Annotated in this window: 21 protein-coding genes and 1 tRNA gene; 13 read left to right on the top strand and 9 right to left on the bottom strand. The window is 65.2% G+C overall.

Features of this window, described 5'->3' with window-relative positions:
• Nucleotides 1–19 precede the first annotated feature (19 nt).
• From LJ656_RS15800 to LJ656_RS15790, 3 genes are all read left to right on the top strand, one after another.
• On the top strand, nt 20–1,678 hold the full coding sequence (locus tag LJ656_RS15800; RefSeq protein WP_230510346.1) for an MFS transporter: 1,659 nt from the start codon (nt 20–22) through the stop codon (nt 1,676–1,678).
• 85 nt (nt 1,679–1,763) lie between these two features.
• A tRNA-Met gene (locus LJ656_RS15795) sits at nt 1,764–1,840 on the top strand.
• A gap of 84 nt (nt 1,841–1,924) precedes the next feature.
• A complete protein-coding gene (locus tag LJ656_RS15790; RefSeq protein WP_230510345.1) occupies nt 1,925–2,272 on the top strand; it encodes a hypothetical protein in 348 nt (115 codons plus the stop codon).
• Nucleotides 2,273–2,300: 28 nt separating this feature from the next.
• Here LJ656_RS15790 and LJ656_RS15785 read toward each other — a convergent pair whose 3' ends face one another.
• Nucleotides 2,301–2,744, bottom strand: a complete 444-nt coding sequence (locus LJ656_RS15785; protein WP_230510344.1) for a MarR family winged helix-turn-helix transcriptional regulator — start codon at nt 2,742–2,744, stop codon at nt 2,301–2,303.
• A 202-nt stretch (nt 2,745–2,946) separates the two neighbouring features.
• Here LJ656_RS15785 and LJ656_RS15780 point away from each other — a divergent pair, with 202 nt between their 5' ends.
• Nucleotides 2,947–4,485, top strand: a complete 1,539-nt coding sequence (locus LJ656_RS15780) for a DHA2 family efflux MFS transporter permease subunit (protein ID WP_230510343.1) — start codon at nt 2,947–2,949, stop codon at nt 4,483–4,485.
• 47 nt (nt 4,486–4,532) lie between these two features.
• Here LJ656_RS15780 and LJ656_RS15775 read toward each other — a convergent pair whose 3' ends face one another.
• The gene (locus LJ656_RS15775; RefSeq protein WP_230510517.1) at nt 4,533–5,213 is read right to left on the bottom strand and encodes a FadR/GntR family transcriptional regulator; all 681 of its coding nucleotides are present in this window, start codon (nt 5,211–5,213) and stop codon (nt 4,533–4,535) included.
• 230 nt (nt 5,214–5,443) lie between these two features.
• Between LJ656_RS15775 and dgoD the strand changes: the two genes are divergently transcribed.
• The 3 genes from dgoD to LJ656_RS15760 all read left to right on the top strand — a co-directional run bounded on the left by dgoD (nt 5,444) and on the right by LJ656_RS15760 (nt 7,389).
• The gene (gene dgoD, locus LJ656_RS15770; protein WP_230510342.1) at nt 5,444–6,592 is read left to right on the top strand and encodes a galactonate dehydratase; all 1,149 of its coding nucleotides are present in this window, start codon (nt 5,444–5,446) and stop codon (nt 6,590–6,592) included.
• Nucleotides 6,593–6,836: 244 nt separating this feature from the next.
• The gene (locus LJ656_RS15765) at nt 6,837–7,139 is read left to right on the top strand and encodes a hypothetical protein (RefSeq protein ID WP_230510341.1); all 303 of its coding nucleotides are present in this window, start codon (nt 6,837–6,839) and stop codon (nt 7,137–7,139) included.
• A gap of 16 nt (nt 7,140–7,155) precedes the next feature.
• On the top strand, nt 7,156–7,389 hold the full coding sequence (locus LJ656_RS15760) for a YodC family protein (protein WP_230510340.1): 234 nt from the start codon (nt 7,156–7,158) through the stop codon (nt 7,387–7,389).
• An 81-nt stretch (nt 7,390–7,470) separates the two neighbouring features.
• On the opposite strand, the gene LJ656_RS15755 is transcribed toward LJ656_RS15760, so the two are convergent.
• Both LJ656_RS15755 and copC read right to left on the bottom strand, forming a co-directional pair.
• Nucleotides 7,471–8,394: a CopD family protein gene (locus tag LJ656_RS15755; protein ID WP_230510339.1), complete on the bottom strand. Its 924-nt coding sequence runs from the start codon at nt 8,392–8,394 to the stop codon at nt 7,471–7,473.
• Nucleotides 8,391–8,768, bottom strand: coding sequence for a copper homeostasis periplasmic binding protein CopC (copC, locus tag LJ656_RS15750; RefSeq protein ID WP_230510338.1), 378 nt, complete (start codon nt 8,766–8,768; stop codon nt 8,391–8,393). The genes LJ656_RS15755 and copC overlap by 4 nt, the downstream gene beginning before the upstream one ends.
• Nucleotides 8,769–9,164: 396 nt before the next feature.
• On the opposite strand from copC, the gene LJ656_RS15745 reads away from it, so the two are divergent.
• From LJ656_RS15745 to LJ656_RS15730, 4 genes are all read left to right on the top strand, one after another.
• Nucleotides 9,165–9,896: a c-type cytochrome gene (locus LJ656_RS15745; RefSeq protein WP_075302714.1), complete on the top strand. Its 732-nt coding sequence runs from the start codon at nt 9,165–9,167 to the stop codon at nt 9,894–9,896.
• A 21-nt stretch (nt 9,897–9,917) separates the two neighbouring features.
• Nucleotides 9,918–11,219, top strand: coding sequence for a c-type cytochrome (locus LJ656_RS15740; protein ID WP_230510337.1), 1,302 nt, complete (start codon nt 9,918–9,920; stop codon nt 11,217–11,219).
• A 132-nt stretch (nt 11,220–11,351) separates the two neighbouring features.
• Complete coding sequence (trhA, locus tag LJ656_RS15735; RefSeq protein ID WP_230510336.1) at nt 11,352–11,972, top strand: PAQR family membrane homeostasis protein TrhA; 621 nt, start codon at nt 11,352–11,354, stop codon at nt 11,970–11,972.
• A gap of 232 nt (nt 11,973–12,204) precedes the next feature.
• Nucleotides 12,205–13,797 (top strand): DEAD/DEAH box helicase, encoded by a 1,593-nt coding sequence (locus tag LJ656_RS15730; protein ID WP_230510335.1) that lies wholly within the window; start codon nt 12,205–12,207, stop codon nt 13,795–13,797.
• A gap of 197 nt (nt 13,798–13,994) precedes the next feature.
• Here LJ656_RS15730 and LJ656_RS15725 read toward each other — a convergent pair whose 3' ends face one another.
• The 4 genes from LJ656_RS15725 to ggt form a co-directional block, all read right to left on the bottom strand.
• Nucleotides 13,995–14,531 carry a hypothetical protein gene (locus LJ656_RS15725; protein ID WP_230510334.1) on the bottom strand — a complete coding sequence of 179 codons (537 nt, stop codon included), beginning with the start codon at nt 14,529–14,531 and terminating at the stop codon, nt 13,995–13,997.
• Between the two features lie 131 nt (nt 14,532–14,662).
• Nucleotides 14,663–15,490 carry a ferritin-like domain-containing protein gene (locus LJ656_RS15720; RefSeq protein ID WP_230510333.1) on the bottom strand — a complete coding sequence of 276 codons (828 nt, stop codon included), beginning with the start codon at nt 15,488–15,490 and terminating at the stop codon, nt 14,663–14,665.
• A 321-nt stretch (nt 15,491–15,811) separates the two neighbouring features.
• Nucleotides 15,812–17,179 (bottom strand): MFS transporter, encoded by a 1,368-nt coding sequence (locus tag LJ656_RS15715; protein ID WP_230510332.1) that lies wholly within the window; start codon nt 17,177–17,179, stop codon nt 15,812–15,814.
• 62 nt (nt 17,180–17,241) lie between these two features.
• Nucleotides 17,242–18,879: a gamma-glutamyltransferase gene (gene ggt / locus LJ656_RS15710; RefSeq protein WP_230510331.1), complete on the bottom strand. Its 1,638-nt coding sequence runs from the start codon at nt 18,877–18,879 to the stop codon at nt 17,242–17,244.
• A gap of 324 nt (nt 18,880–19,203) precedes the next feature.
• On the opposite strand from ggt, the gene LJ656_RS15705 reads away from it, so the two are divergent.
• Both LJ656_RS15705 and LJ656_RS15700 read left to right on the top strand, forming a co-directional pair.
• Nucleotides 19,204–19,983, top strand: a complete 780-nt coding sequence (locus LJ656_RS15705; RefSeq protein ID WP_230510330.1) for a DeoR/GlpR family DNA-binding transcription regulator — start codon at nt 19,204–19,206, stop codon at nt 19,981–19,983.
• A gap of 416 nt (nt 19,984–20,399) precedes the next feature.
• Nucleotides 20,400–20,597, top strand: coding sequence for a hypothetical protein (locus LJ656_RS15700; protein ID WP_075302730.1), 198 nt, complete (start codon nt 20,400–20,402; stop codon nt 20,595–20,597).
• Between the two features lie 116 nt (nt 20,598–20,713).
• On the opposite strand, the gene LJ656_RS15695 is transcribed toward LJ656_RS15700, so the two are convergent.
• Nucleotides 20,714–21,088: a hypothetical protein gene (locus LJ656_RS15695; protein WP_230510329.1), complete on the bottom strand. Its 375-nt coding sequence runs from the start codon at nt 21,086–21,088 to the stop codon at nt 20,714–20,716.
• Nucleotides 21,089–21,189 lie beyond the last annotated feature (101 nt).

Genomic DNA, 21,189 nt, shown 5'->3' with positions numbered 1-21,189 from the left:
TCAATATTGGAGACGACATATGGCTACCGTTGGCGGGCAAATCTCGCACGTGCCGATGACGCGCGATGAGAAGCGGGTGATCTTCGCATCGTCGCTGGGCACGGTTTTCGAGTGGTACGACTTTTATCTGGCCGGCTCGCTCGCGGCCTTCATCAGCAAAAGCTTCTTCTCAGGGGTCAATCCCACCGCGGCCTTCATCTTCACGCTGCTCAGCTTCGCGGCGGGCTTCGCGGTCCGGCCGTTCGGCGCGATCGTGTTCGGCCGGCTCGGCGACATGGTCGGGCGCAAGTACACGTTCCTGATCACGATCGTCATCATGGGTCTGTCGACGTTCCTCGTCGGCTTCCTGCCCGGCTACGCGACGATCGGCATCGCCGCGCCGGTGATCTTCATCGCGATGCGGCTGCTGCAGGGCCTCGCGCTCGGCGGCGAGTACGGCGGCGCCGCGACCTACGTGGCCGAACACGCGCCGGCGGGACGCCGCGGCTTCTACACCGCGTGGATCCAGACCACCGCGACGCTGGGCCTGTTCCTGTCGCTGCTCGTGATTCTCGGCGTGCGCACGGTGATGGGCGAAGACGCGTTCGGCGCATGGGGCTGGCGCATTCCGTTCATCGTGTCGATCCTGCTGCTCGCGGTGTCGGTGTGGATCCGTCTGCAACTGCATGAATCGCCGGTGTTCGAGCGCATCAAGGCCGAGGGCAAGACCTCGAAGGCGCCGCTGTCGGAAGCGTTCGGCCAGTGGAAGAACCTGAAGGTCGTGATTCTCGCGCTGATCGGCGTGACTGCCGGCCAGGCCGTGGTCTGGTACACGGGCCAGTTTTACACGCTGTTCTTCCTGACGCAGACGCTGAAGGTCGACGGCGCGAGCTCCAACATCATGATCGCGGTCGCGCTCCTGATCGGCACGCCGTTCTTCGTGTTCTTCGGCTCGCTGTCGGACCGGATCGGCCGCAAGCCAATCATCATGGCCGGGCTGCTGATCGCCGCGCTGACCTACTTCCCGCTGTTCAAGGCGCTCACGCACTACACGAACCCGGCGCTCGAAGCGGCGACCGCCAAGTCGCCGATCGTCGTGATCGCCGATCCGGCAGAGTGCTCGTTCCAGTTCAACCCGGTAGGCACCGCGAGGTTCACGAGCTCGTGCGATATCGCGAAGGGCGCGCTGTCGCGGGCCGGCCTGAACTATGACAACGTCGCGGCACCGGCCGGCACGATGGCGCAGATCCGCGTCGGCGACACGGTGGTCAACACGTTCGACGGCCGCGCCGCCGATGCGAAGGAGCAAGGCAAGAAGTTCGAGGCGACGCTGGCCGCGACGCTGAAGGCCGCCGGCTACCCGCCGAAGGCCGATCCGGCGCAGATCAACTGGCCGATGACGATCGTGGTCCTGACGATCCTCGTGATCTACGTGACGATGGTGTACGGTCCGATCGCGGCGATGCTGGTCGAGATGTTCCCGACGCGGATCCGCTATACGTCGATGTCGCTGCCGTATCACATCGGCAACGGCTGGTTCGGCGGCTTCCTGCCGGCAACCGCGTTCGCGATCGTCGCGGCGAAGGGCAACATCTACTCGGGGCTGTGGTATCCGATCGTGATCGCGCTGGTGACCTTCGTGATCGGCATGCTGTTCGTGCGGGAGACCAAGGACTCGGACATCTACGCGCAGGACTGAAACGCGGGCTGACCGGGTGTCTTAAAAAAGATGTGCGACGGGGGTTGACAGCCCCCGTCTTCACCAGCATAATCTCGCTTCTTTCGGCGAATTAGCTCAGTCGGTTAGAGCGACGGAATCATAATCCGCAGGTCCGGGGTTCGAGTCCCTGATTCGCCACCAGCTTCAAGGAAAAGCCGCTGTCTCACAAGGACAGCGGCTTTTTTGTTTTGGCTCGCAGAAACGCAACTTCAAGGAGCTCTCCTGATGACGTTCCGCCCCGCCGCGCTCGCAATCACCGCTGCTGCGCTCGCGCTAGCCGGCACGACTGCCGCCTTCACCGCTCAGGCCCAATCCCCAACCACGTCCGACAGCCAGTGGCGCACCGCCTCGACCACCCTCGCGACGCTACTGCAGAACGGCTATAAGATCGTTGCCGTGGTGAACGGCGCGCCCCATGGCAACGCCGCTGCCGCCGACACGATCTTCGTGCAGCGCGATCAGAGCGCGTTCAAATGCATCGACCCGCAGCAGCCCGATCCGAAAGCCAAGCCACCAGTCTGTTACGAACTGGTACCGCCGAGCGGCGCCGCGCCGGCATCGGAATCGAAGTAACGGGCCACAATCGAAGTAACGAGCCGCGTCAGCGATCCACCAACCGGCTCAAATTCCCCCGCACCCGCTGCAGCATCGCGATCAACTGCGCGATCTCTTCGTCGCTGAACCCGCTCAGCGCCTCGCTCGCGACCTCGTCGCCGACCTTGCGCGCCTTGCCTAGCGTGCGCTCCGCCTTCTCCGTCATCCGCACCTGGCGCTCGCGCCGGTCCTGCGGGTTAGCGGTCCGCTCGATCCAGCCGCCCTCTTCCATCCGGTCGAGCAGCCGCCCAGCCGAGATCGGCGCGACCTCGAGCAGATCCGCGAGCCGCGCCTGATTGATATCACCGTAATGGCTGAGGTAGGCGAGCACGCGGCACTGCGCGCGCGTCAGATCGACCGACGACTTCGCGAGATCGTCGAAACGCTTGCCCGACAGCCGGCCGACGTCGGAAATCAGGAAGCCGAAGCGCTCTTCGAATTGGGTTTTCATGCGCCGGATTATACGGAAGCACTTCGCGGAAGCACTTCGCGGAAGCACTTCGCGGAAGCACTTCGCGAAAGCACTTCGCGAAAGCACGTCGGCCTCCAACGCCGCGCGCCCCCGCTCGAACCTCCGCACAACCCCCGATAGCGAAAACCCGCATCGTCGATATACTAAGCATGCTTACTATATCGACGATCCCCCGCCCTTCATGTCCTCCGCCTCCACGCCGGCCAGCGCCGCCGCGCCGCTCAACCGGCCGATGATCACGATCTCGATCATGCTCGCGACGCTGATCCAGACGCTCGACAGCACGATCGCCAACGTCGCCCTGCCGCACATGCAAGGCACGCTGTCCGCGTCGCAGGACGAAATCACCTGGGTGCTGACCTCCTACATCGTCGCCGCCGCGATCGCCACGCCACTGACCGGCTGGCTGTCGGACCGGCTCAGCGTGAAGCGCCTGCTGATCATCGCGATCGGCGGCTTCACGGTCGCGTCGGCGTTGTGCGGCCTGTCGGAGACGCTCACGCAGATCGTCGCGTCGCGGCTGTTGCAGGGGATCTTCGGCGCGTCGCTGGTGCCGCTGTCGCAATCGATCCTGCTCGACATCAATCCGCGCGAGAAACAAGGCCAGGCGATGGCCGTGTGGGGAATGGGCGTGATGGTCGGCCCGATCCTCGGCCCGACGCTGGGCGGCTGGCTCACCGATAGCTACAACTGGCGCTGGGTATTCTTCATCAACGTGCCGATCGGCGCATTCGCGCTGTTCGGCGTCGCGACCTTCCTGCCGACCCGCGAGCCCAAGCACGACGTGAAGTTCGACGCGTTCGGCTTCATCTCCCTCGGTCTCGCGATCGGCGCGCTGCAGGCGATGCTCGATCGCGGCGAGCAGCTCGACTGGTTTTCATCGAACGAGATCGTGATTCAGGCGCTCGTCGCGGCGATCAGCTTCGCGTTCTTCCTCGTGCACACCGCGACGATCGGCAAGAACTCGTTCTTCAAATACCAGTTGCTGAAAGACCCGAACTTCGCAACGGGCACCTTCTTCATCTTCGTGATCGGCGCGGTCATGTATGCGACCCGCGCGCTGCTGCCGCCGATGCTGCAAAACCTGATGGGCTATCCGGTCGCGACCACCGGCCTCGTCACAGCGCCGAGCGGCGCCGGCACGATGGTCGCGATGCTGATCGCCGGGCGGCTGTTAAAGCGCGTCGACGCGCGGCTGCTGTTGCTGGCCGGCTTCCTGATTTCGGCGTTCTCGCTGTGGCAGATGATGCATTACACGATCGTGCTATCGGCGGCGGACATCGTGTGGCCCGGCGTGATCCAGGGCTTCGGGCTCGGCCTCGTGTTCGTGCCGCTGTCCGCGCTGACCTTCTCGACGCTTGCGCCCGAACTGCGCGCGGACGGCACCGCGACGTACAGCCTGATGCGCAACATCGGCAGCAGTATCGGCATTTCGATCGTGCAGACGCTGATGACGCGCAACACGCAGGTCTCGCACGCGGACCTCGCGGCGAACGTGACGGCGTTCAACCCGGCGATCCAGCCGATGCTCGCAAGCGGCTCGAACTATGACCTCGCGGCGTTGAACGCGTCGATCACCCAGCAGGCCGCGATGGTCGCGTATCTGAACGACTTCAAGCTGATGTTTCTGGCGACGCTGCTGGTGATTCCGCTGCTGCTGCTGATCCGGCCGTCGCGCAAGTCGGCGGATTCGTCGGTCGCGCACGCGGCGATGGATTGAGCGGACGGGCGCGCGATCCCGCGCGCCTCGCCTGGCCGCCGCACAGGCTACCCTTCGATCCTCCCGCGCGTCGCCCCGAGCAACGACGCCATCGCCGCATACGCCGCGTCGGCATCGCGCGCGCGAATCGCGTCGAACACGGCGGTATGTTCGGCCAGCGACGCATTGAACACATCCGCGCGCTTCGCGTTCAGGCGCAACTGCGCCTCCAGCGTGCGCTCGATCAGCGCACCGAGCGGAATCAGCAACTCGTTGCTGCACGCGCTCAGCACGCTCAGATGAAACTGCAGATCGGCGCGCACCCATTCATCGACATTGCGCGCCGCCACCATCGACGCATGCGCGGCCGTCAGCGCGCACAGCGTGTCGTCGGTGTACGCATCGGCCGCGAGACTGGCCGCATACGGCTCGATCATCTCGCGCATTTCCTGCAGCTTCAGCGCGAAGCCCACCGGCTCGGCGACGCGCGAGTACCAGTCGAGCAGATCGGCATCGAGCAGATTCCACGCGCACTTGCGCCGCACCCGCGTACCGACCCGCGGCCGCGATTCGATCAAACCCTTCGACGTCAGCGTGCGCAGCGCTTCACGCAGCACCGTGCGGCTCACGCCGTAGCTGTCCATCAACTCGGCTTCGCGCGGCAGGATCGATTCCGGCGCGTAATCGCCGCGCAGAATCGCGGTCGCGAGCAGTTGGGCGACTCGCCCATGCAGATCGTGCTGAATGATTCTCTCCGGCGGGTAAGGATGGCTATCGGTGGGCGTTGGCCGTTTCGCAAAGGCGCAAGCGGCCCGCGCCCTGGTCACTATGTGGCAAATAATACTATTAATAGTATTAAAAAGCGCTTTTGTTGTAGCATATAAATCCCGAATTTTTCGCAGGCGCGCAGGCCTGCTTCACACGGACAGCGGAGCGGCCTTCGCAGCGCCAGTTTCGCCCCACCGAGGAGACGCACACCATGAAAATCACCAGGCTCGAAACTTTCATCGTCCCGCCGCGCTGGTGTTTCCTGAAGATCGAGACCGACGAGGGGATCGTCGGCTGGGGCGAGCCGGTGGTCGAAGGCCGCGCGCACACGGTCGCCGCGGCGGTCGAAGAGCTGGCCGACTATCTGATCGGCAAGGATCCGCTGCTGATCGAGGACCACTGGCAGGTGATGTATCGCGCGGGCTTCTATCGCGGCGGTCCGATCACGATGAGCGCGATCGCCGGCGTCGACCAGGCGTTGTGGGATATCAAAGGCAAGCATCATGGCGTGCCGGTGCACGCGCTGCTGGGCGGCCAAGTGCGCGACAAGATCAAGGTGTACTCGTGGATCGGCGGCGACCGCCCGAGCGACGTCGCCAACAACGCGCGCGCGGTGGTCGAACGCGGCTTCAAGGCGGTCAAGATGAACGGCTCGGAAGAGCTGCAGATCATCGACACCTTCGACAAGGTCCAGGGCGTGATCAACAACGTCGCCGCGGTGCGCGAGGCGGTCGGACCGAACATCGGCATCGGCGTGGATTTCCACGGCCGCGTGCACAAGCCGATGGCCAAGGTGCTCGCGAAGGAGCTCGACCCGTACAAGCTGCTGTTCATCGAAGAGCCTGTGCTCTCGGAGAACGCGGAAGCGCTGCGTGACATCGTCAACCAGACCAATACACCGATCGCGCTCGGCGAGCGTCTGTACTCGCGCTGGGACTTCAAGCACATCCTGTCGGGCGGGTACGTCGACATCATCCAGCCGGACGCGTCGCACGCGGGCGGGATCACCGAGTGTCGCAAGATCGCCTCGATGGCCGAAGCCTACGACGTCGCGCTCGCGCTGCACTGCCCGCTCGGCCCGATCGCGCTCGCGACCTGCCTGCAGATCGACGCGGTCAGCTACAACGCGTTCATCCAGGAGCAGAGCCTCGGGATTCACTACAACCAGGGCAACGACCTGCTCGACTACATCAAGAACCCCGAAGTCTTCAAATACGAAGACGGCTTCGTGTCGATTCCGCAGGGCCCGGGCCTCGGCATCGAAGTGAACGAAGAGAAGGTGCGCGAGATGGCGAAGGTCGGTCATCGCTGGCGCAATCCGGTGTGGCGTCACGCGGACGGCAGCGTCGCCGAGTGGTGATCGCCGGCGTCTGAAGCAACCCCGCCCGCGCGTTACGGCTACGTGACGCGCGGGGCGTCTCAGTAACGTAACATCGCCGACCGCGGCGCCTCGAACAGCCGTTCCGGCACTCCCGCGCGACCCGCGTCATTTCCCGCCAAGCCTTGCCCAGCGCGGCTTGTGCGTCGTTTGTTCGGTATCGGACATACGCATGGCCCGCTCCTTGCTCAAATGCATGCAAAACACACATGCAACGGGGCGCATCATGGGCGAATTCCTTCCTGACTATCTGATCCGCGAACAGGCGGCGGTCGGCGCGCTGGTCGCGTTCGGCGTGCTGCGCATCATCGGCGCGATGCTCGCGTACGAGCGCGGCTGGAGCATCGCGGTAGTCAGCAAGTGCTTTATCGCGGCTGCGGTGCTGTACTGCCTGCCGCAGGTGTTCGACCTGCTCACGCATATCGTCGGCTCGCGCGCGGCCGGCGCCGAACTCGAAGGCAAGGCCGCGGGCTGCGCGATCGCGCTGTTCTGCGCGCCGATCCTCGGCCACCGGCTCGGCTTCGAATAACCCGGCCCGCTGGGCGATGCGACTGTCGATCCGCTCCACGAAACCCGCCTTTCACGCCGGCGACGTGCTGCGACTGAAGTCCGGCGGCCGCCCGATGACCGCGACATGGAGCGGCCCGGTGCTGTTCGCGCCGGGCAACTGGCTGATCTGTCAATGGTTTAACGATGCCGGCGAACTGCAGCAGGAGATGTTTCCCGAAGAGACCCTGATCCCGGCGCCCGACGCCGCGCTCGCCGCGCTCGCCGCCTGAACCGAGCAGTAACGGATGCGCTGGCCACCGCCAGGCGACCGTGTGTATTGCGCCGCACGTGCTTCGCAGTGCGGCGCTTTTTTATGCCGCAAACGCCGGCACGCTATGCGACAGCGCCGCCGCGACGACGAATACCCCGATCATCACGAGCGCTTCCAGATACAGCACGTTGACGAAGGTATGCGCATCCATCGTCGACGCGGTGCGGCGCAGGCGCGGCAGCGCCGAGAACCGGTTCAGCCCGCCGAGCACCAGCGCGAGCGCGACCAGCACGAACTTGAGCGTCAGCACATGCCCCCACGTGCTCGCCTGAATCGCTTCGAGCGAGCCGCCCGAGCCGCGCACCGCGTTGAACACACCCGAGAGCAGCACTAGCGCGACCGCGACGAGCGACACGTTCGACAGCTGGGTCGCGGTGCGAATCAGCATCCCGCGCGCGGTCGATGCGCCGAGCGCCGGCAGCACCGCGAGGCCGGCGGCCACCGCGAGACCGCCCCACACGCTGGTCGCGAGCACGTGCAGCGTCTGCATGCCGAGCGCGGCCGACGCCACTCCGGCATCGGCCGCATGACCGAGCGACGCCTTGCCGCCCGCGATCGCGAGCACCGCGAGCCACAGCAGCGCATTGCGCAGCATGCCGGTGCCGTTCGACAGCGCGGTGCCGAGCAGCACCAGCGCGCCGCCGAACGCGACGCTCCAGCCGAAGCCGACATGCGTCTGCGTGAGCACGGTCGGGATCACGCTGAACGCGGCCGGCAGCGCGACGCCGCTCATCGACGCGCTCTGGTACAGCAGCCAGCCGAAGTCGGCGAGCACCAGCACGATCGCGGCCGCGAGCATCGAGCGATGCGCGCGGATCCAGCCGGGCCGCGCCGGCGACACGCTTTGCCGCGCGTCCGGCGCGAGCCATGCGCCGAGTAGCGCCGAACCGACGGCGAAACCGAATGCGACATTCATGAGCGCGGCCATCGCGACCTGCCCGATCCACAGTCCGTCGATGCTCATTTGACGTTGAACGCAAAGTCGCCCTGGGTTCGATGGCCGTCGGTGGCCACCGCGATCCAGTGCACCGCATAGCGGCCGCTGCTCAACTGCGGCAGCGCGAGCCGCATCGTCTTCGGATCGCGGCCGTCCACCGTCGACGCGCTCGTGGTCGCCGGCTTACCGCTCGCATCGGTGAGCACGATCTTGCTGAACGCGGGTTCGAGCGGCTCGGTGAAATGGATCGTCAGTTCGGTCGGAGCGACGGCCTCGGCGTTCGCGGCCGGCTCGCTCGCGACCAGATGCGCATGCGCGAACGCGCTCGAGGACAGCACCAGCGGCAGCGCGCCGGACATCAACGCACGCAGCGCCGAAGAGGAAAAGTCGAATAGCTTCATGTAAGGCTGATAGCGGATGAGAACGAACGGAGGGACTACCGGAACCGGGCCGCGCGGCGGCCGGCGAGCCCGGAAGTGTACGCTTCGATGGCGCGCGCGGGGATCGGTTCAACCGGGCTCGAACGAATCGGTAACAAAGCGCCCGGCCGTTGCGCGAGCAACGACCCGCCCCTGCCATCAAATTCGAGATAAAGCAAGCAAAGCGCGCAACAGATTGACCAACACAACCCGGCCCGCACTCGACGCGGCATACTGTCGCATGGCGGTCACAGCGGGAACGGTCTCTAATGCGGCAAATAGTCACCATTACCCTTCGATGATAGAATGCTGCGTCGCCGCAGCGACGGCAGTCCTTCACACCGAGCCGCTCGAAGTTCGGTCAGGTCCCCGATTCTGATGGAGTTACGCGTGTCTTCAAGACGCCTCTTCCGCCCGTTGCTTGCCCTTCTGCTGATCGGCTCCGCGGGTGTCTACAGCGCTGCGAAAGCGCAGACTCAACCGAAGGCCCCCGACACAATGGAAGCGCGCGTGCAAGGCTGCACGGCGTGCCACGGCTCGCATGGGCAAGGTACCGACAACGATTACTTCCCGCGCCTCGCGGGCAAGCCGGCGGACTATCTGTACAACCAGTTGCAGAACTTTCGTGAAGGCCGTCGCAAGTACCCGCCGATGAACTACCTCGTCACGTATCTCTCGGACGACTACCTCCACAAGATCGCCACCTTCTTCTCGCAGCAGCGTCCCCCGTATCCGCCGCCGGCCAAGCCGACGGTGTCGGCCGCCACGCTCGCGCGCGGTGAGCAGATCGTGCTGCACGGCGACGCGAGCAAGCAGGTGCCGGCATGCGTGGCCTGCCACGGCAAGGCGCTGACCGGTATGGAACCGGCCATCCCGGGTCTGGTCGGTCTGCACGCGGACTACATCAGCGCGCAGCTGGGCGCATGGCGCTCGGGCACGCGTCACGCGATCGCGCCGGACTGCATGCACACGATCGCCACGCGTCTGACCGACGAAGACGTGAACGCCGCCGCGGCCTGGCTTTCCACCCAGCAGGCTCCGCAAAACCCCGTGCCGGCTCCGGCCCGCTCGTTGAAGACTCCGCTTGCCTGCGGCAGCGAACCGCAATAAGGCGCCGGGAGAGACATTCAAATGAAACGCAAGTCCCTGTTCGCCCTTTCGGCAGTCGTCGTAGCCGCGGCTGCCGCCCTCGTTCCCGTCCTGTGGTCGGGCGGCGGCAATCTGCACAGCAGCGGCATGGCCGTGGCGGCCGCGCCCGCCGACCATGCCGAACTGATCAAGAAGGGCGAGTATCTCGCCCGCGCCGGCGACTGTATCGCGTGCCACACGGTGCGCGGCGGCAAGCCGTTCGCCGGCGGCCTGCCGATGGCCACGCCGTTCGGCACGATGTTCACGCCGAACATCACGCCGGACGACCAGTACGGCATCGGCAAGTGGACCCAGGACGACTTCTATCGCGCGATGCACACCGGCCGCTCGAAGGACGGCAGCCTGCTGTATCCGGGCTTTCCGTTCACGAGCTACACGAAGGTCACGCGCGCCGATTCGGACGCGATCTACGCGTACCTGCGCTCGGTCGCGCCGGTCAATGTGCCGAGCCGTCCGCACGAACTGAAATTCCCGTTCAACCAGCGCAACATGCTGATCGGCTGGCGCACGCTGTTCTTCCGTGAAGGCGAGTTCAAGCCGGATCCGACCAAGTCGGTCGAATGGAACCGCGGCGCGTATCTGGTCGAAGGTCTCGGCCACTGCGGGATGTGCCACACATCGATCAACGCGATGGGCGGCCCGGTCAACTCGGCGGCCTTCGCCGGCGGCCTGATCCCGCTGCAGAACTGGTATGCGCCGTCGCTGACGTCGAACCGCGAAGCGGGTCTGGGCGACTGGGAACTGCAGGACATCGCCGATCTGCTGAAGACCGGCGTGTCGAACCGCGGCGCCGTGTTCGGCCCGATGGCCGAAGTCGTGCATAACAGCCTGCAGTATCTGTCGGACGAGGACATCAAGGCGATGGCCACGTACCTGAAGACGATCCCGCAGAAGAGCGAAGCACCGGAGCCGTTGCAGCTGGAAACCTCGGAACAGTTCGGCGGCGAACTGTTGAAGCAGGGCCAGAAGATCTACGCTGACAACTGCGCGAAGTGCCACGCGGACAACGGTCTGGGCATGCCGCCGGCCTTCCCGCCGCTGGCCAACAACCAGTCGATCCAGATGCCGTCGGCGGTCAACCCGATCCGCATGGTGCTGAACGGCGGTTATCCGCCGAGCACGGAAGCCAACCCGCATCCGTACGGCATGCCGCCGTTCGCGCAGTCGCTGTCGAATCAGGAAGTCGCGGCGGTCGTCACGTACATCCGGATGTCCTGGGGCAACCACGGCACCGCCGTGTCGCCGCAGCAAGTGGCCAACCTGCGTTCGGCGCCGCTCGACTAAGCAGCGTCTGAGGCACCCCGGGCGCGGCCAGCGAATTTCGCGGCCGCGCCCTTCGTTTTTTCAGGACCGGTATCATGTGGGCCCATTGGTTTGAATGGTCGCCCTCGTGGGACCGCGCAGGAGGATAGAGCCGTGCCCGTCGGCGAGCGTTTCAACAGCATTACCCATCTGGTCGGCGCCGTGCTGTCGGTGGTGGGGCTGGCGACGCTCGTAACGATGGGAGCCCTCGCCGGCGACGCGTACAAGGTGGTCAGCTTCAGCGTGTACGGAGCGATGCTGTTCGCGCTGTACGCGATCTCGACGCTCTATCACAGCGTGAGCCATCCGCGTCTGAAGGCGATTTTGCAGAAATGCGACCATTCGGCGATCTACCTGCTGATCGCCGGCAGCTATACGCCGTTCACGCTGGTCACCTTGCGTGGACCGTGGGGCTGGTCGCTGTTTGGCGTAAGCTGGGGGCTTGCGGTCCTTGGCATCGTGCAGGAACTGACGCTCGGGCGCCGCACCCGCAGCGTTTCGATGGTGCTGTATGTGCTGATGGGATGGCTCGCGCTCGTAGCCGTCCGCCCGCTGCTGCATGCGTTACCGGCGGCGGGTACCGCGTGGCTGGTAGCCGGCGGCGTCATTTATAGCGCCGGCATCTATTTCTTCATCAACGACGAGCGCATCCGCCACGGACATGGTATCTGGCACCTGTTCGTACTGGCGGGCAGTCTGTGCCAATTCGTCAGTGTCGCGCGCTACGTCGCATGACACGCCACGGCGGCGGATTGCAACTTAAGGCCAGTCGACGTGTCTGCATAGCGCGTTGAAACATTCGGCACCTCCTGGAGCGTGCCGCCGATTTCTCCGTGAACGGAACCGGGCTTCGGCCTCGCTCATGCGCGAACGCGCATGTCGATGCCGCGCTGCTGTTGCCGCGTTGGGGTCCGCTGGGTCCCGCCGGTGACGTTCGCGAAACTGCATTGCATTGCAAAGAGCTTTTATGTCTTTTGATTCCCTCGGCTTGTCCGAACCGCTGGTCCGCGCTGTCAACGAACTGGGCTACACCAGCCCGACCCCGATCCAGACTCAGGCGATCCCCGCCGTGCTCAACGGCGGCGACCTGCTCGCCGGCGCGCAAACCGGCACCGGCAAGACCGCCGGCTTCACGCTGCCGATCCTGCAACGTCTCGATTCGATGGCGCCGGCCGCCGGCGGCAAGCGCGTGGTGCGCGCGCTGATCCTCACGCCGACCCGCGAACTCGCCGCCCAGGTCGAGGAAAGCGTGCGCCAGTACGGCAAGTATCTGAAGCTGAAGTCGACTGTGATGTTCGGCGGCGTCGGCATCAATCCACAGATCGGCGCGCTCAGAAGCGGCGTCGATATCGTCGTCGCGACGCCGGGCCGTCTGCTCGACCACATGCAGCAGAAGACCATCGACCTGTCGCAACTCGAAATCCTCGTGCTCGACGAAGCGGACCGCATGCTCGACATGGGCTTCATCCACGACATCAAGCGCGTGCTCGCGAAGCTGCCGCCGAAGCGTCAGAACCTGCTGTTCTCGGCGACCTTCTCCGATGAAATCAAGGCGCTCGCCGACAACCTGCTCGACTCGCCGGCGCTGATCGAAGTCGCGCGCCGCAACACGACGGCCGAAACGGTCGCGCAGAAGATTCACCCGGTCGACCGCGACCGCAAGCGCGAGCTGCTCACGCACCTGATCCGTCAGCACAACTGGTTCCAGGTGCTGGTGTTCACCCGCACCAAGCACGGCGCGAACCGTCTGGCCGAACAGCTGACCAAGGACGGCATCAGCGCGCTCGCGATTCACGGCAACAAGAGCCAGTCCGCGCGCACGCGCGCGCTCGCCGAGTTCAAGGACAACACGTTGCAGGTGCTGGTCGCGACCGATATCGCCGCGCGCGGCATCGATATCGATCAGTTGCCGCACGTGGTCAACTTCGACCTGCCGAACGTGCCGGAAGACTATGTGCACCGCATTGGCCGCACCGGCCGCGCGGGGGCGACGGGCGAAGCGGTGTCGCTGGTGTGCGTCGACGAACTGCAGTTGCTCAAGGACATCGAGAAGCTGATCAAGCGGCCCGTTCCGCAGGAAGTGATCGCCGGTTTCGAGCCGGATCCGACCGCGAAGCCGGAGCCGATTCAACGACGCGGCCAGGGCGGCGGTGGCGGCGGTCGCGCGCCGCGTCAGGGCCAGGGCGGTGGCCGCCGCGATGGCGCGGGCGCCGCTGCGAAGCCGGCGCAAGGCGGCGGACAACGCGCGCCGCAGGGTGCGGGTCAAGCTGCTGCTCAACGCTCGGGGCAGCGTCCGTCGAACGGTCAGAATGCGCCGCGCGCACAAGGCGCAAAGCCGGCCGCTAGCAACAACGGCCAGCCGCGCCGCGACGCGCAGCGTCACGACGACCGCCCGCGTGCCGCGCATGACGGCGGCGCCGCGAATCACGCGCCACGCAAGCCGCAGGGCAACCGCTCGCACAACGGCAATCCGGGCGCGCTGCTCGGCGGCGGCGTGAAGCCGCGCAACGATGCGCCGCGTGGCGCGCAGCCGTCGCGTAACGGCGAACGCAGCCGCTAAGTTTCTGCGCTGAACTGCTAATTCAAAGGCCCGCTGATCGCGGGCCTTTTGCTATCTGGGCATTGCTGTCTGCCGCCTCGCGGCCCGCGGTATCGCTTCGAGTTCGCCGCCTTCTATCGCGAACAATGCCGCGAACAATGTCGCGAACTACAGCGCGAGCAAAACCGCGAGCCGTTCGCGAGTCGTCCCACGAAAAACTAACGGCGGCTCGCCGCAACGGCCCGCTTCAACTGCTCCAGTTGCCGTTCCCAGCGCGCGAGCACCGCACTGCCCTCGCCCTCCAGTTCGAACGTGATGCCGCCCGTCAGGCGCGCATAACGCACGCTCTGCGCTTCGCCGGTGTCGATCGATGCAAGCAGATAGACGAGGCCGCTAGCGTCGCCGGCCGCGCACGGCAGCGGCGTGACGCGCAACTGAACCTGATAGAACGCGGCGTCGCACACGAAGCTCAACGCGGCCCGACCGCTTTGCGTGATCGCCCGCGTCGCGCGCGCCTGCGGCCATAGCGCGATGCCGAGCGTGCGCGAATCGGGCGCATACAGCTCGCCGACGCTGAGCAGCGACGTGCGCACGTGGCCGTTCGCATCGACACTGAGCAACGACGCCGTAAAGCCCGTCTTGTCCGCGAGCGACGCGCCGTCGAACCACGCTCGCACGTTGGCCGGCCACTCGTCGAACACGTTCTGGTCGAGCGCGCGCGCGGCGCTTGATGATGAAGCTGAAGAGTCGCTCATACGATGAATCCGGTTCGGGTCGGCAAAGCTCAATCATGCCTCGAAAAAACCCGCAGCCCGCGGCGGCGGGCGCAGGCTCGAGCGTAGGGTCGAGGATGATCGCGCGCGCATCGAGGGATTCGCGCGGCGCCTCAACGGAAGAACACGTGCTGGGCGATCTTCGCGAGCGGGTAATGCACGCCGGGCTGGATGCGCGCCGGCAGATCGAGCGGCTTGAGCAGCATCTTCACGCACATCTCGGCGGACAGATTGCGTCGCACCAGCTTGTTGATGCGCGCCGCGCGCTCGCCGTTATAGCCGGCATCGTTCACGCGCTCCGGATAGCGAACCGCGAACACGTGCCGCAGCGCGATCTCCGAGTCCTCGTTCTTGATCTCCATCACGCGGCGCAGCAGCGCGCCGAGCACCGCCAGCCGGCCGTTGCCTTCGATCTTGTTGTACTTCTTGAAGTACCTGAAAAAGTGCTTGTAGTGACGGACTTCGTCGGTGCGGATGTTGTCGGTGACCTGCTTGAGCACCGGTTCGTCCGAGCATTCGCCGATCGCTCGGTACAACGTCGCGGTACCGGTCTCGACCACGCAGCGCGCGACCATTTCGAGCGCGCGGGTCTTTTCGAAATCCTCGACCGAGCAGGTCAGCGAGTACTCGGCCATGAAGTTGGCAAACGCGGTATCCCAGTCGAACTCGGGCCACACGTGCGCGATATAGGCCTTCAGCGCGCGGCCATGCTGCATTTCCTCGGGCTCCCACTCGTTGTTGAGCCACGCCGAGACCTCGGGATCGCCGTTGAAAAATGTACTCAGATTGCTGGTGTACAGATCGGTGCCGCTCTCGATGAACGAGGACGCGCACAGCAACAGCAGCAGGTCTTCGTTCGCGGCGGCCTTGCGCCGGTCGATCCGTGAGAGGTCGATGTCCTCGATCCGCCAGGGCATCACATGGTTCAGCTCTGTGTGCATCGTGTCTTGCTCCAATGCTGTACCGACCCGTGGCGCTGCTCGCTACCGCCCCCGCGCTCGCCGTGATGTTTCTCCGTGCCGGATACAACGCCGTGATTAGAGTTGGGCTCTCGTACTCTGCAGGTTAACAGCAGTTATCCGACCATGCAGATCATTGAGCACAGACCGTGCCGCTCTCGCGCAGTTCCAATTCCAAGATAGTCGATATCTTCCACCGTATTAAAACGGCGTGCCGATGGCCAAAAAAAAGCCAGCTCGACGAGCTGGCTTTGGATCCCCACGTGGGACGATCGGACAAAGGCCCGGCGCCCCTGATGACGGCTACGCGGGCTGCACGCGCGCTTGCGCGAGCCGCCCCCGCCGCATCCGCACCGCGACGATGGCGAGCGACACGCCGGACAGCACCGCCGCAAGCAGCACGTAATAACTCGGTGCAAGTTTGTCGCCGGTCAAGTGAATGAAGGTTTCGACGATCGTCGGCGCAAAACCGCCGAACAGCGTCACGCCGAGGCTGTACGCAATCGACAGACCGGTCGAGCGCACCTGGGTCGGGAAGATCTCCGACATCAGCGCGGGCATCGGCCCCGAGTAAGCAGCCTTGAAGATACCGGCGACGCCTTGCAACGCCAGCAGCCAGCCGATCGTCGGATGCGATTGCAGCCATGCGAACATCGGATAGATCAGCACGCCCATCAGCACCGACGTAGTCAGCATGATGCGAATGCGGCCGATGCGGTCCGACAGCGCGCCCATGAGCGGCGAAAAGATGAACTGCATGCCGCCGTTGAGCACCACCACGCCGAACGACGCGGCCGCCGCCATATGCAGCTGCTTGACCGCGTACAGCGGCATATAAAGCTGCAACACGTACACGCCGACGGTGGACTGCGCGACGATGCCGATCGCCAGCAGCAGATTGACCCACTGACTCGCGAACGACGCATCCTTCGTTTCGTCCGCCGCCTTGTGCGCGCCGGCCGCTTCGCGCTGCTCACGCATCGCGACGAATTCGGGCGTCTCGTCCAGATGCGAGCGGATGTAGTAGCCGACCGGGCCGATCAGCAGACCGAACACGAACGGCACGCGCCAGCCCCAGCTGTTCAGATGTTCGGCCGGCAGCCAGCCGGTCAGCAGCGAACCGAAGGCCGCCGCGGTGATCGCCGCGAGGCCCTGGCTCGCGAACTGCCAGCTCGCGTAATAGCCGCGTTGCGACGGGCTATGCTCGACCATGAACGCGGTCGCGCTGCCGAACTCGCCGCCCACCGCGAAGCCCTGCACGAGCCGCGCGAGCAGCACCAGCACCGGCGCGGCCACGCCGATCGACGAAAACGGCGGCATCACCGCCATCGTGAAAGTGCCGATCATCATCAGCGCGATCGCGAGCGTGAGCGCGGCTTTGCGGCCCTTGCGATCGCCGTAGACGCCGAGCACGACCGCGCCGAGCGGGCGCATCAGGAACGAGATGCCGAAGGTCGCGATCGCGAGCAGCGTCGATAGCCATTCGTCCTGCATCGGGAAGAACTGCTTCGCGATGATCGTCGCGAAGAAGCCGTAGACGAGGAAGTCGAACCATTCGAGCGCGTTGCCGACCGACGACGAAAAAACGATCCGCCGTATCTTCGCTTTGGAAAGCGGTACGAACGGGCGATGAGGGGATGCGCTCGAGGAACTCGATGCGGAAACGGTCATGGGGGGTCTCCTGCCTGTCTGACGCGTGATACGTGATTCGTGATGTGGCGCCCGCTCAGGACCTAGAAACCGGCCGCAAGCCCGTCGCGGCGGCTGTCGCTCGCCGCCACATAGCCGCGCTCCGGCTCGTTGCGATCGAGCTTCCAGATGAACTGGCCGGAGCCGAAGTCCATGTACGGATCGTCGACCGACTTGATCGTGTGGCCGAGCTTTTGCAGCGCATCGGCGGTCTGCGGATCGAGCGTCGATTCGATGTCGATCGTGAAGTCGCGGTTGACCTTCCAGCGCGGCGCATCGCATGCAGCCTGCGGCTGCTGGCCGTAGTCGAGCATCCGCACCACCGTTTGCAGATGGCCTTGCGGCTGCATGTCGCCGCCCATCACGCCGAAGCTCATCACCGCTTCCTGGCGGCCATCGACCTGCTGCGTGAGGAACGCCGGGATGATCGTGTGGAACGGCCGCTTGCCGCCTTCCACCACGTTCGGCGAGCTCGGATCCATCGAGAAACCGCAGCCGCGGTTCTGCAGCGAGATGCCGCTGTCCGGCACCACGATGCCCGAGCCGAAGCCCATGTAGTTCGACTGGATGAAACTGACCATCATGCCGTTCTCGTCGGCCGCCGACAGGTAGATGGTGCCGCCCGCCTTCGGCATCCCGAAGTCGAATTGCGTCGCGCGCTTCGGGTCGATCAGCTTCGCGCGCGCGCTCAGGTACGCGTCGTCGAGCATCTGCTCCGGCGTCACTTCCATCGAACGCGGGTCGGCGACGTAGCGATATACGTCGGCGAACGCGAGCTTCATCGCTTCGATCTGCAGATGCTGCGACTCGACGCTGTCGACCTTCAGCGACTTCACGTCGAACTTCTCGAGAATGCCGAGCGCGATCAGCGCGGCGATCCCCTGGCCGTTCGGCGGAATCTCGTGCACGGTGTAGCCGCGATAGTCCTTGCCGATCGGCTCGACCCAGTCGGCGCGGTAATTGCGCAGATCGTCGGCGGTCAGCGCGGCGCCGCCTTCACGCGCGAACGCGGCGATGCGCTCGGCGATCTCGCCCTCGTAATACGCGCGCGGGCCCTGCTCGGCGAGCTGGCGCAGCGTCTTCGCGTGACCGGGGAAGCGCACCAGTTCGCTGACTTGCGGCGCACGGCCCCGCGGCATGAAGGTCTGCGCGAAGCCCGGCTGATCCTTCAGTTCGGGCACCGCGGCCGCCCACTTGTACGCGACGATGCTCGCGACCGCGTGACCGCGCTCGGCGATCTCGATCGCCGGCTCCATCAGGTCGGCGAACGGCAGCTTGCCGAACTTCTGATGCAGCGCTTCCCAACCGGCGATCACGCCCGGCACCGTGACCGCGTCCCAGCCGCGCTTGGGCTGCTTCGCGAGACCGTTTTCCTCGCCGTACTTGCGCTTGAAGTAATCGACGTTCCATGCGGCCGGCGACACGCCCGACGCGTTCAGCCCATGCAGCTTCTTGCCGTCCCACACCAGCGCGAACGCATCGCCGCCCAGGCCGCACGACACCGGCTCGACCACCGTGATCGCGGCGGCCGCCGCGATCGCCGCGTCGACCGCGTTGCCGCCCTTCCACAGCATGCGCAGACCGGCCTGCGCGGCGAGCGGATGGGAGGTCGAAACGATGTTGCGCGCGAATACGGGCAGACGTTGTGTCGAATAGGGGTTTTGCCAGTTGAAGCCAGTCATGTCGAACACTCTCGAAAGCGCTGTCCGGCATGAAAGAGTCGCCGGACATCAAGGGAAAGGTTGTAAAGCAACTACAAAGCGGAACCCGCGATTGCAGCGCGAACCGGCGCAAAAAACAAATTCATTTATCAAATGAATAAATGCGTAACGCGCCTGAATTAAGCGTCACGGCCGCGGCGCCTCTTCGATGCAGACCGCATGAGTTGTGCGGAGCGCGGCGCCGATGGTCTTACAATAGCCGCAACTCGGGCGCCCCGGTTCCCATTGCGGACCGGCAAAGCGCAGCCGGCAGGCCGCCCCGCCCTCCAACCACGAACGAGACCCATGACACGAGACCCCCGCCTGACTCTCAACGCCCGGCAACAGGAACTGCTGGAGTGGGTGCAACGCGACGGCTTCGTGACCGTGGACGACCTCGCCAGCCACTTCGACGTGACGCCGCAGACGATCCGCCGCGACGTCAACTGGCTCGCCGACATGAACCTGCTGCGCCGCTATCACGGCGGCGCGAGCCTGCCGACCAGTTCCGAGAACGTCTCCTACACCGCGCGTCAGCGGATGTTCCATGACGAGAAGCGGCGCATCGCGGCGCTGGTGGCCACGCATATTCCCGATCAGGCGTCGCTGTTCATCAATCTCGGCACCACCACCGAGGAAGTCGCGCGCGCACTGAACCGGCATCGCGGGCTGCGCGTGATCACTAACAACCTGAACGTCGCGAGCATGATGAGCGGCTATCCCGATTGCGAGGTGCTGGTCACCGGCGGGATCGTGCGGCCGTGGGACAAGGGAATCGTCGGCGAACTGGCGATCGACTTCATCCGCCAGTTCAAGGTCGACTTCGCGATCATCGGCACGTCGAGCATCGAAACCGACGGCACGTTGCGCGATTTCGACACCCGCGAGGTGCGGGTCGCCGAGGCGATCATCGAGCACGCGCGCACCGTGTTCCTCGCCGCCGACCACTCGAAGTTCGGCCGTCCGGCGCTGGTTCGCCAGGGCCATCTCGAACAGATCGACGCGCTGTTCACCGACGCCGCGCCGCCTGCGGACATGGCCGAGATGCTCGGCGCGGTCAACTGCCAGGTCTACGTCGCCGACTAATCGGGCGGCTTGGGCAGGCGTTCGCCGGGGGTTCGCCGGAGGTTTTCGGAGGCTCGCCGGCCGTTCATCAATGTTAAGTCCACCGTTGATCAGACGGCTTACGGCCGCGCCCAGGCATTCGCCGCCATGCTGCGGCGCACGCAAAACTTCGAGTGAAATCAAGGATCTGGGCGCCGCGCCAGACCGCCGCTTGGGCGACCAATTGTCAAACGGAATATTTACGAGGGCTGGGTTGGCGTTTGATCGGGGCTCGCCTACACTCCAGTTCCCCGGCGTTGCGTGCGTATCGCCCGCCGCGCCTGTTGTGTGAATCTGTCGTGTAAGCCGTACCTCCCGCCCTGATCCTCTAGCGGACCCCGCCCGGCCCCGACCGGCGCTTGCAAGGTTGTCCGCGATTGCCTGACATGGAGAGAACGATGCTGAGTCCGCATGAATTCGCCACGTTGTTGCTCGTCAAGGACGCCCCCAATCAGGTCGACATGGACCGCGAAGAACTCGATGCGTTGCTCGAACGCCAACTGGTGCAACTCGAACGCCTCGCATCGGGCAATGAACAGTGGAGCGTGACGGAAAGCGGCGACGATGCGCTGCGGGCCATAAAACGGTTCTCGTAACACCTCTTCCTGTTCGCTCACCTGCGTCGCCACTGGCTGGCGGGCGCTGACCGCGCCGCGCCCGCACGTGGCGTCTGATGCGCGCGCATTTCGAACGACTGTCGCGGCGCGCCAGTTCAACCGGCGCGCAATGTCGGATCGGCCGCCGCGCGCCAGCCGATCGCCTTCGCGCGCTGCTGGTTGAAGAACTCGACCCACTGATTGCGCAGCTTCGGATCGCTGCTCATCGCTTCGCTCGCGTGGCGCTGCGCGATGCCCGCCTGGAACGCGCAGAAATCCTCCTTCGACAACCTGCCGCGCCGGTTCGCGACGTACGCGTCGAAGAACGCCGTGTAGACGGCCTGCGCGTCGGGGCCGTAATCGACCGTCTGCGGCGAGCACATCTGCTGCAACGACTCGAACGATGTCGCCCCTCTCGTTCCTTCCAGACTCGGCGTGCTCACGCATCCCGCCAGCAGCGCCGCCGCGCCGATCATCAAAAGTCCACGCATTCATCACCTCGAAATGGCTGCTGCCGTGAGTATCGTCCGCGGCCGCGGGTTGCGCCACTCCCGACCCGCTTTGCATCGGTCTCGCCACCGGCACGCTAACT

Source organism: Paraburkholderia sejongensis (genome assembly GCF_020880815.1).
In the GTDB taxonomy this organism is placed as follows: Bacteria; Pseudomonadota; Gammaproteobacteria; order Burkholderiales; family Burkholderiaceae; genus Paraburkholderia; species Paraburkholderia sejongensis.
The sequence above is the reverse complement of the archived record's forward strand: the minus strand, read 5'-3'. Positions and strand labels throughout refer to the sequence as shown.

What these genes read in the sequence shown, in the direction of transcription:
- copC (WP_230510338.1), bottom strand. Translation starts at nt 8,768, where the DNA reads ATGAAGCTATTCGACTTTTCCTCTTCGGCGCTGCGTGCGTTGATGTCC.
- LJ656_RS15705 (WP_230510330.1), top strand. Translation starts at nt 19,204, where the DNA reads ATGACACGAGACCCCCGCCTGACTCTCAACGCCCGGCAACAGGAACTG.
- LJ656_RS15755 (WP_230510339.1), bottom strand. Translation starts at nt 8,394, where the DNA reads ATGAGCATCGACGGACTGTGGATCGGGCAGGTCGCGATGGCCGCGCTC.
- LJ656_RS15790 (WP_230510345.1), top strand. Translation starts at nt 1,925, where the DNA reads ATGACGTTCCGCCCCGCCGCGCTCGCAATCACCGCTGCTGCGCTCGCG.
- LJ656_RS15740 (WP_230510337.1), top strand. Translation starts at nt 9,918, where the DNA reads ATGAAACGCAAGTCCCTGTTCGCCCTTTCGGCAGTCGTCGTAGCCGCG.
- LJ656_RS15785 (WP_230510344.1), bottom strand. Translation starts at nt 2,744, where the DNA reads ATGAAAACCCAATTCGAAGAGCGCTTCGGCTTCCTGATTTCCGACGTC.
- LJ656_RS15760 (WP_230510340.1), top strand. Translation starts at nt 7,156, where the DNA reads ATGCGACTGTCGATCCGCTCCACGAAACCCGCCTTTCACGCCGGCGAC.
- LJ656_RS15700 (WP_075302730.1), top strand. Translation starts at nt 20,400, where the DNA reads ATGCTGAGTCCGCATGAATTCGCCACGTTGTTGCTCGTCAAGGACGCC.
- ggt (WP_230510331.1), bottom strand. Translation starts at nt 18,879, where the DNA reads ATGACTGGCTTCAACTGGCAAAACCCCTATTCGACACAACGTCTGCCC.
- LJ656_RS15695 (WP_230510329.1), bottom strand. Translation starts at nt 21,088, where the DNA reads ATGCGTGGACTTTTGATGATCGGCGCGGCGGCGCTGCTGGCGGGATGC.
- LJ656_RS15765 (WP_230510341.1), top strand. Translation starts at nt 6,837, where the DNA reads ATGGGCGAATTCCTTCCTGACTATCTGATCCGCGAACAGGCGGCGGTC.
- LJ656_RS15725 (WP_230510334.1), bottom strand. Translation starts at nt 14,531, where the DNA reads ATGAGCGACTCTTCAGCTTCATCATCAAGCGCCGCGCGCGCGCTCGAC.
- LJ656_RS15730 (WP_230510335.1), top strand. Translation starts at nt 12,205, where the DNA reads ATGTCTTTTGATTCCCTCGGCTTGTCCGAACCGCTGGTCCGCGCTGTC.
- LJ656_RS15780 (WP_230510343.1), top strand. Translation starts at nt 2,947, where the DNA reads ATGTCCTCCGCCTCCACGCCGGCCAGCGCCGCCGCGCCGCTCAACCGG.
- LJ656_RS15715 (WP_230510332.1), bottom strand. Translation starts at nt 17,179, where the DNA reads ATGACCGTTTCCGCATCGAGTTCCTCGAGCGCATCCCCTCATCGCCCG.
- LJ656_RS15745 (WP_075302714.1), top strand. Translation starts at nt 9,165, where the DNA reads ATGGAGTTACGCGTGTCTTCAAGACGCCTCTTCCGCCCGTTGCTTGCC.
- LJ656_RS15800 (WP_230510346.1), top strand. Translation starts at nt 20, where the DNA reads ATGGCTACCGTTGGCGGGCAAATCTCGCACGTGCCGATGACGCGCGAT.
- LJ656_RS15720 (WP_230510333.1), bottom strand. Translation starts at nt 15,490, where the DNA reads ATGCACACAGAGCTGAACCATGTGATGCCCTGGCGGATCGAGGACATC.
- dgoD (WP_230510342.1), top strand. Translation starts at nt 5,444, where the DNA reads ATGAAAATCACCAGGCTCGAAACTTTCATCGTCCCGCCGCGCTGGTGT.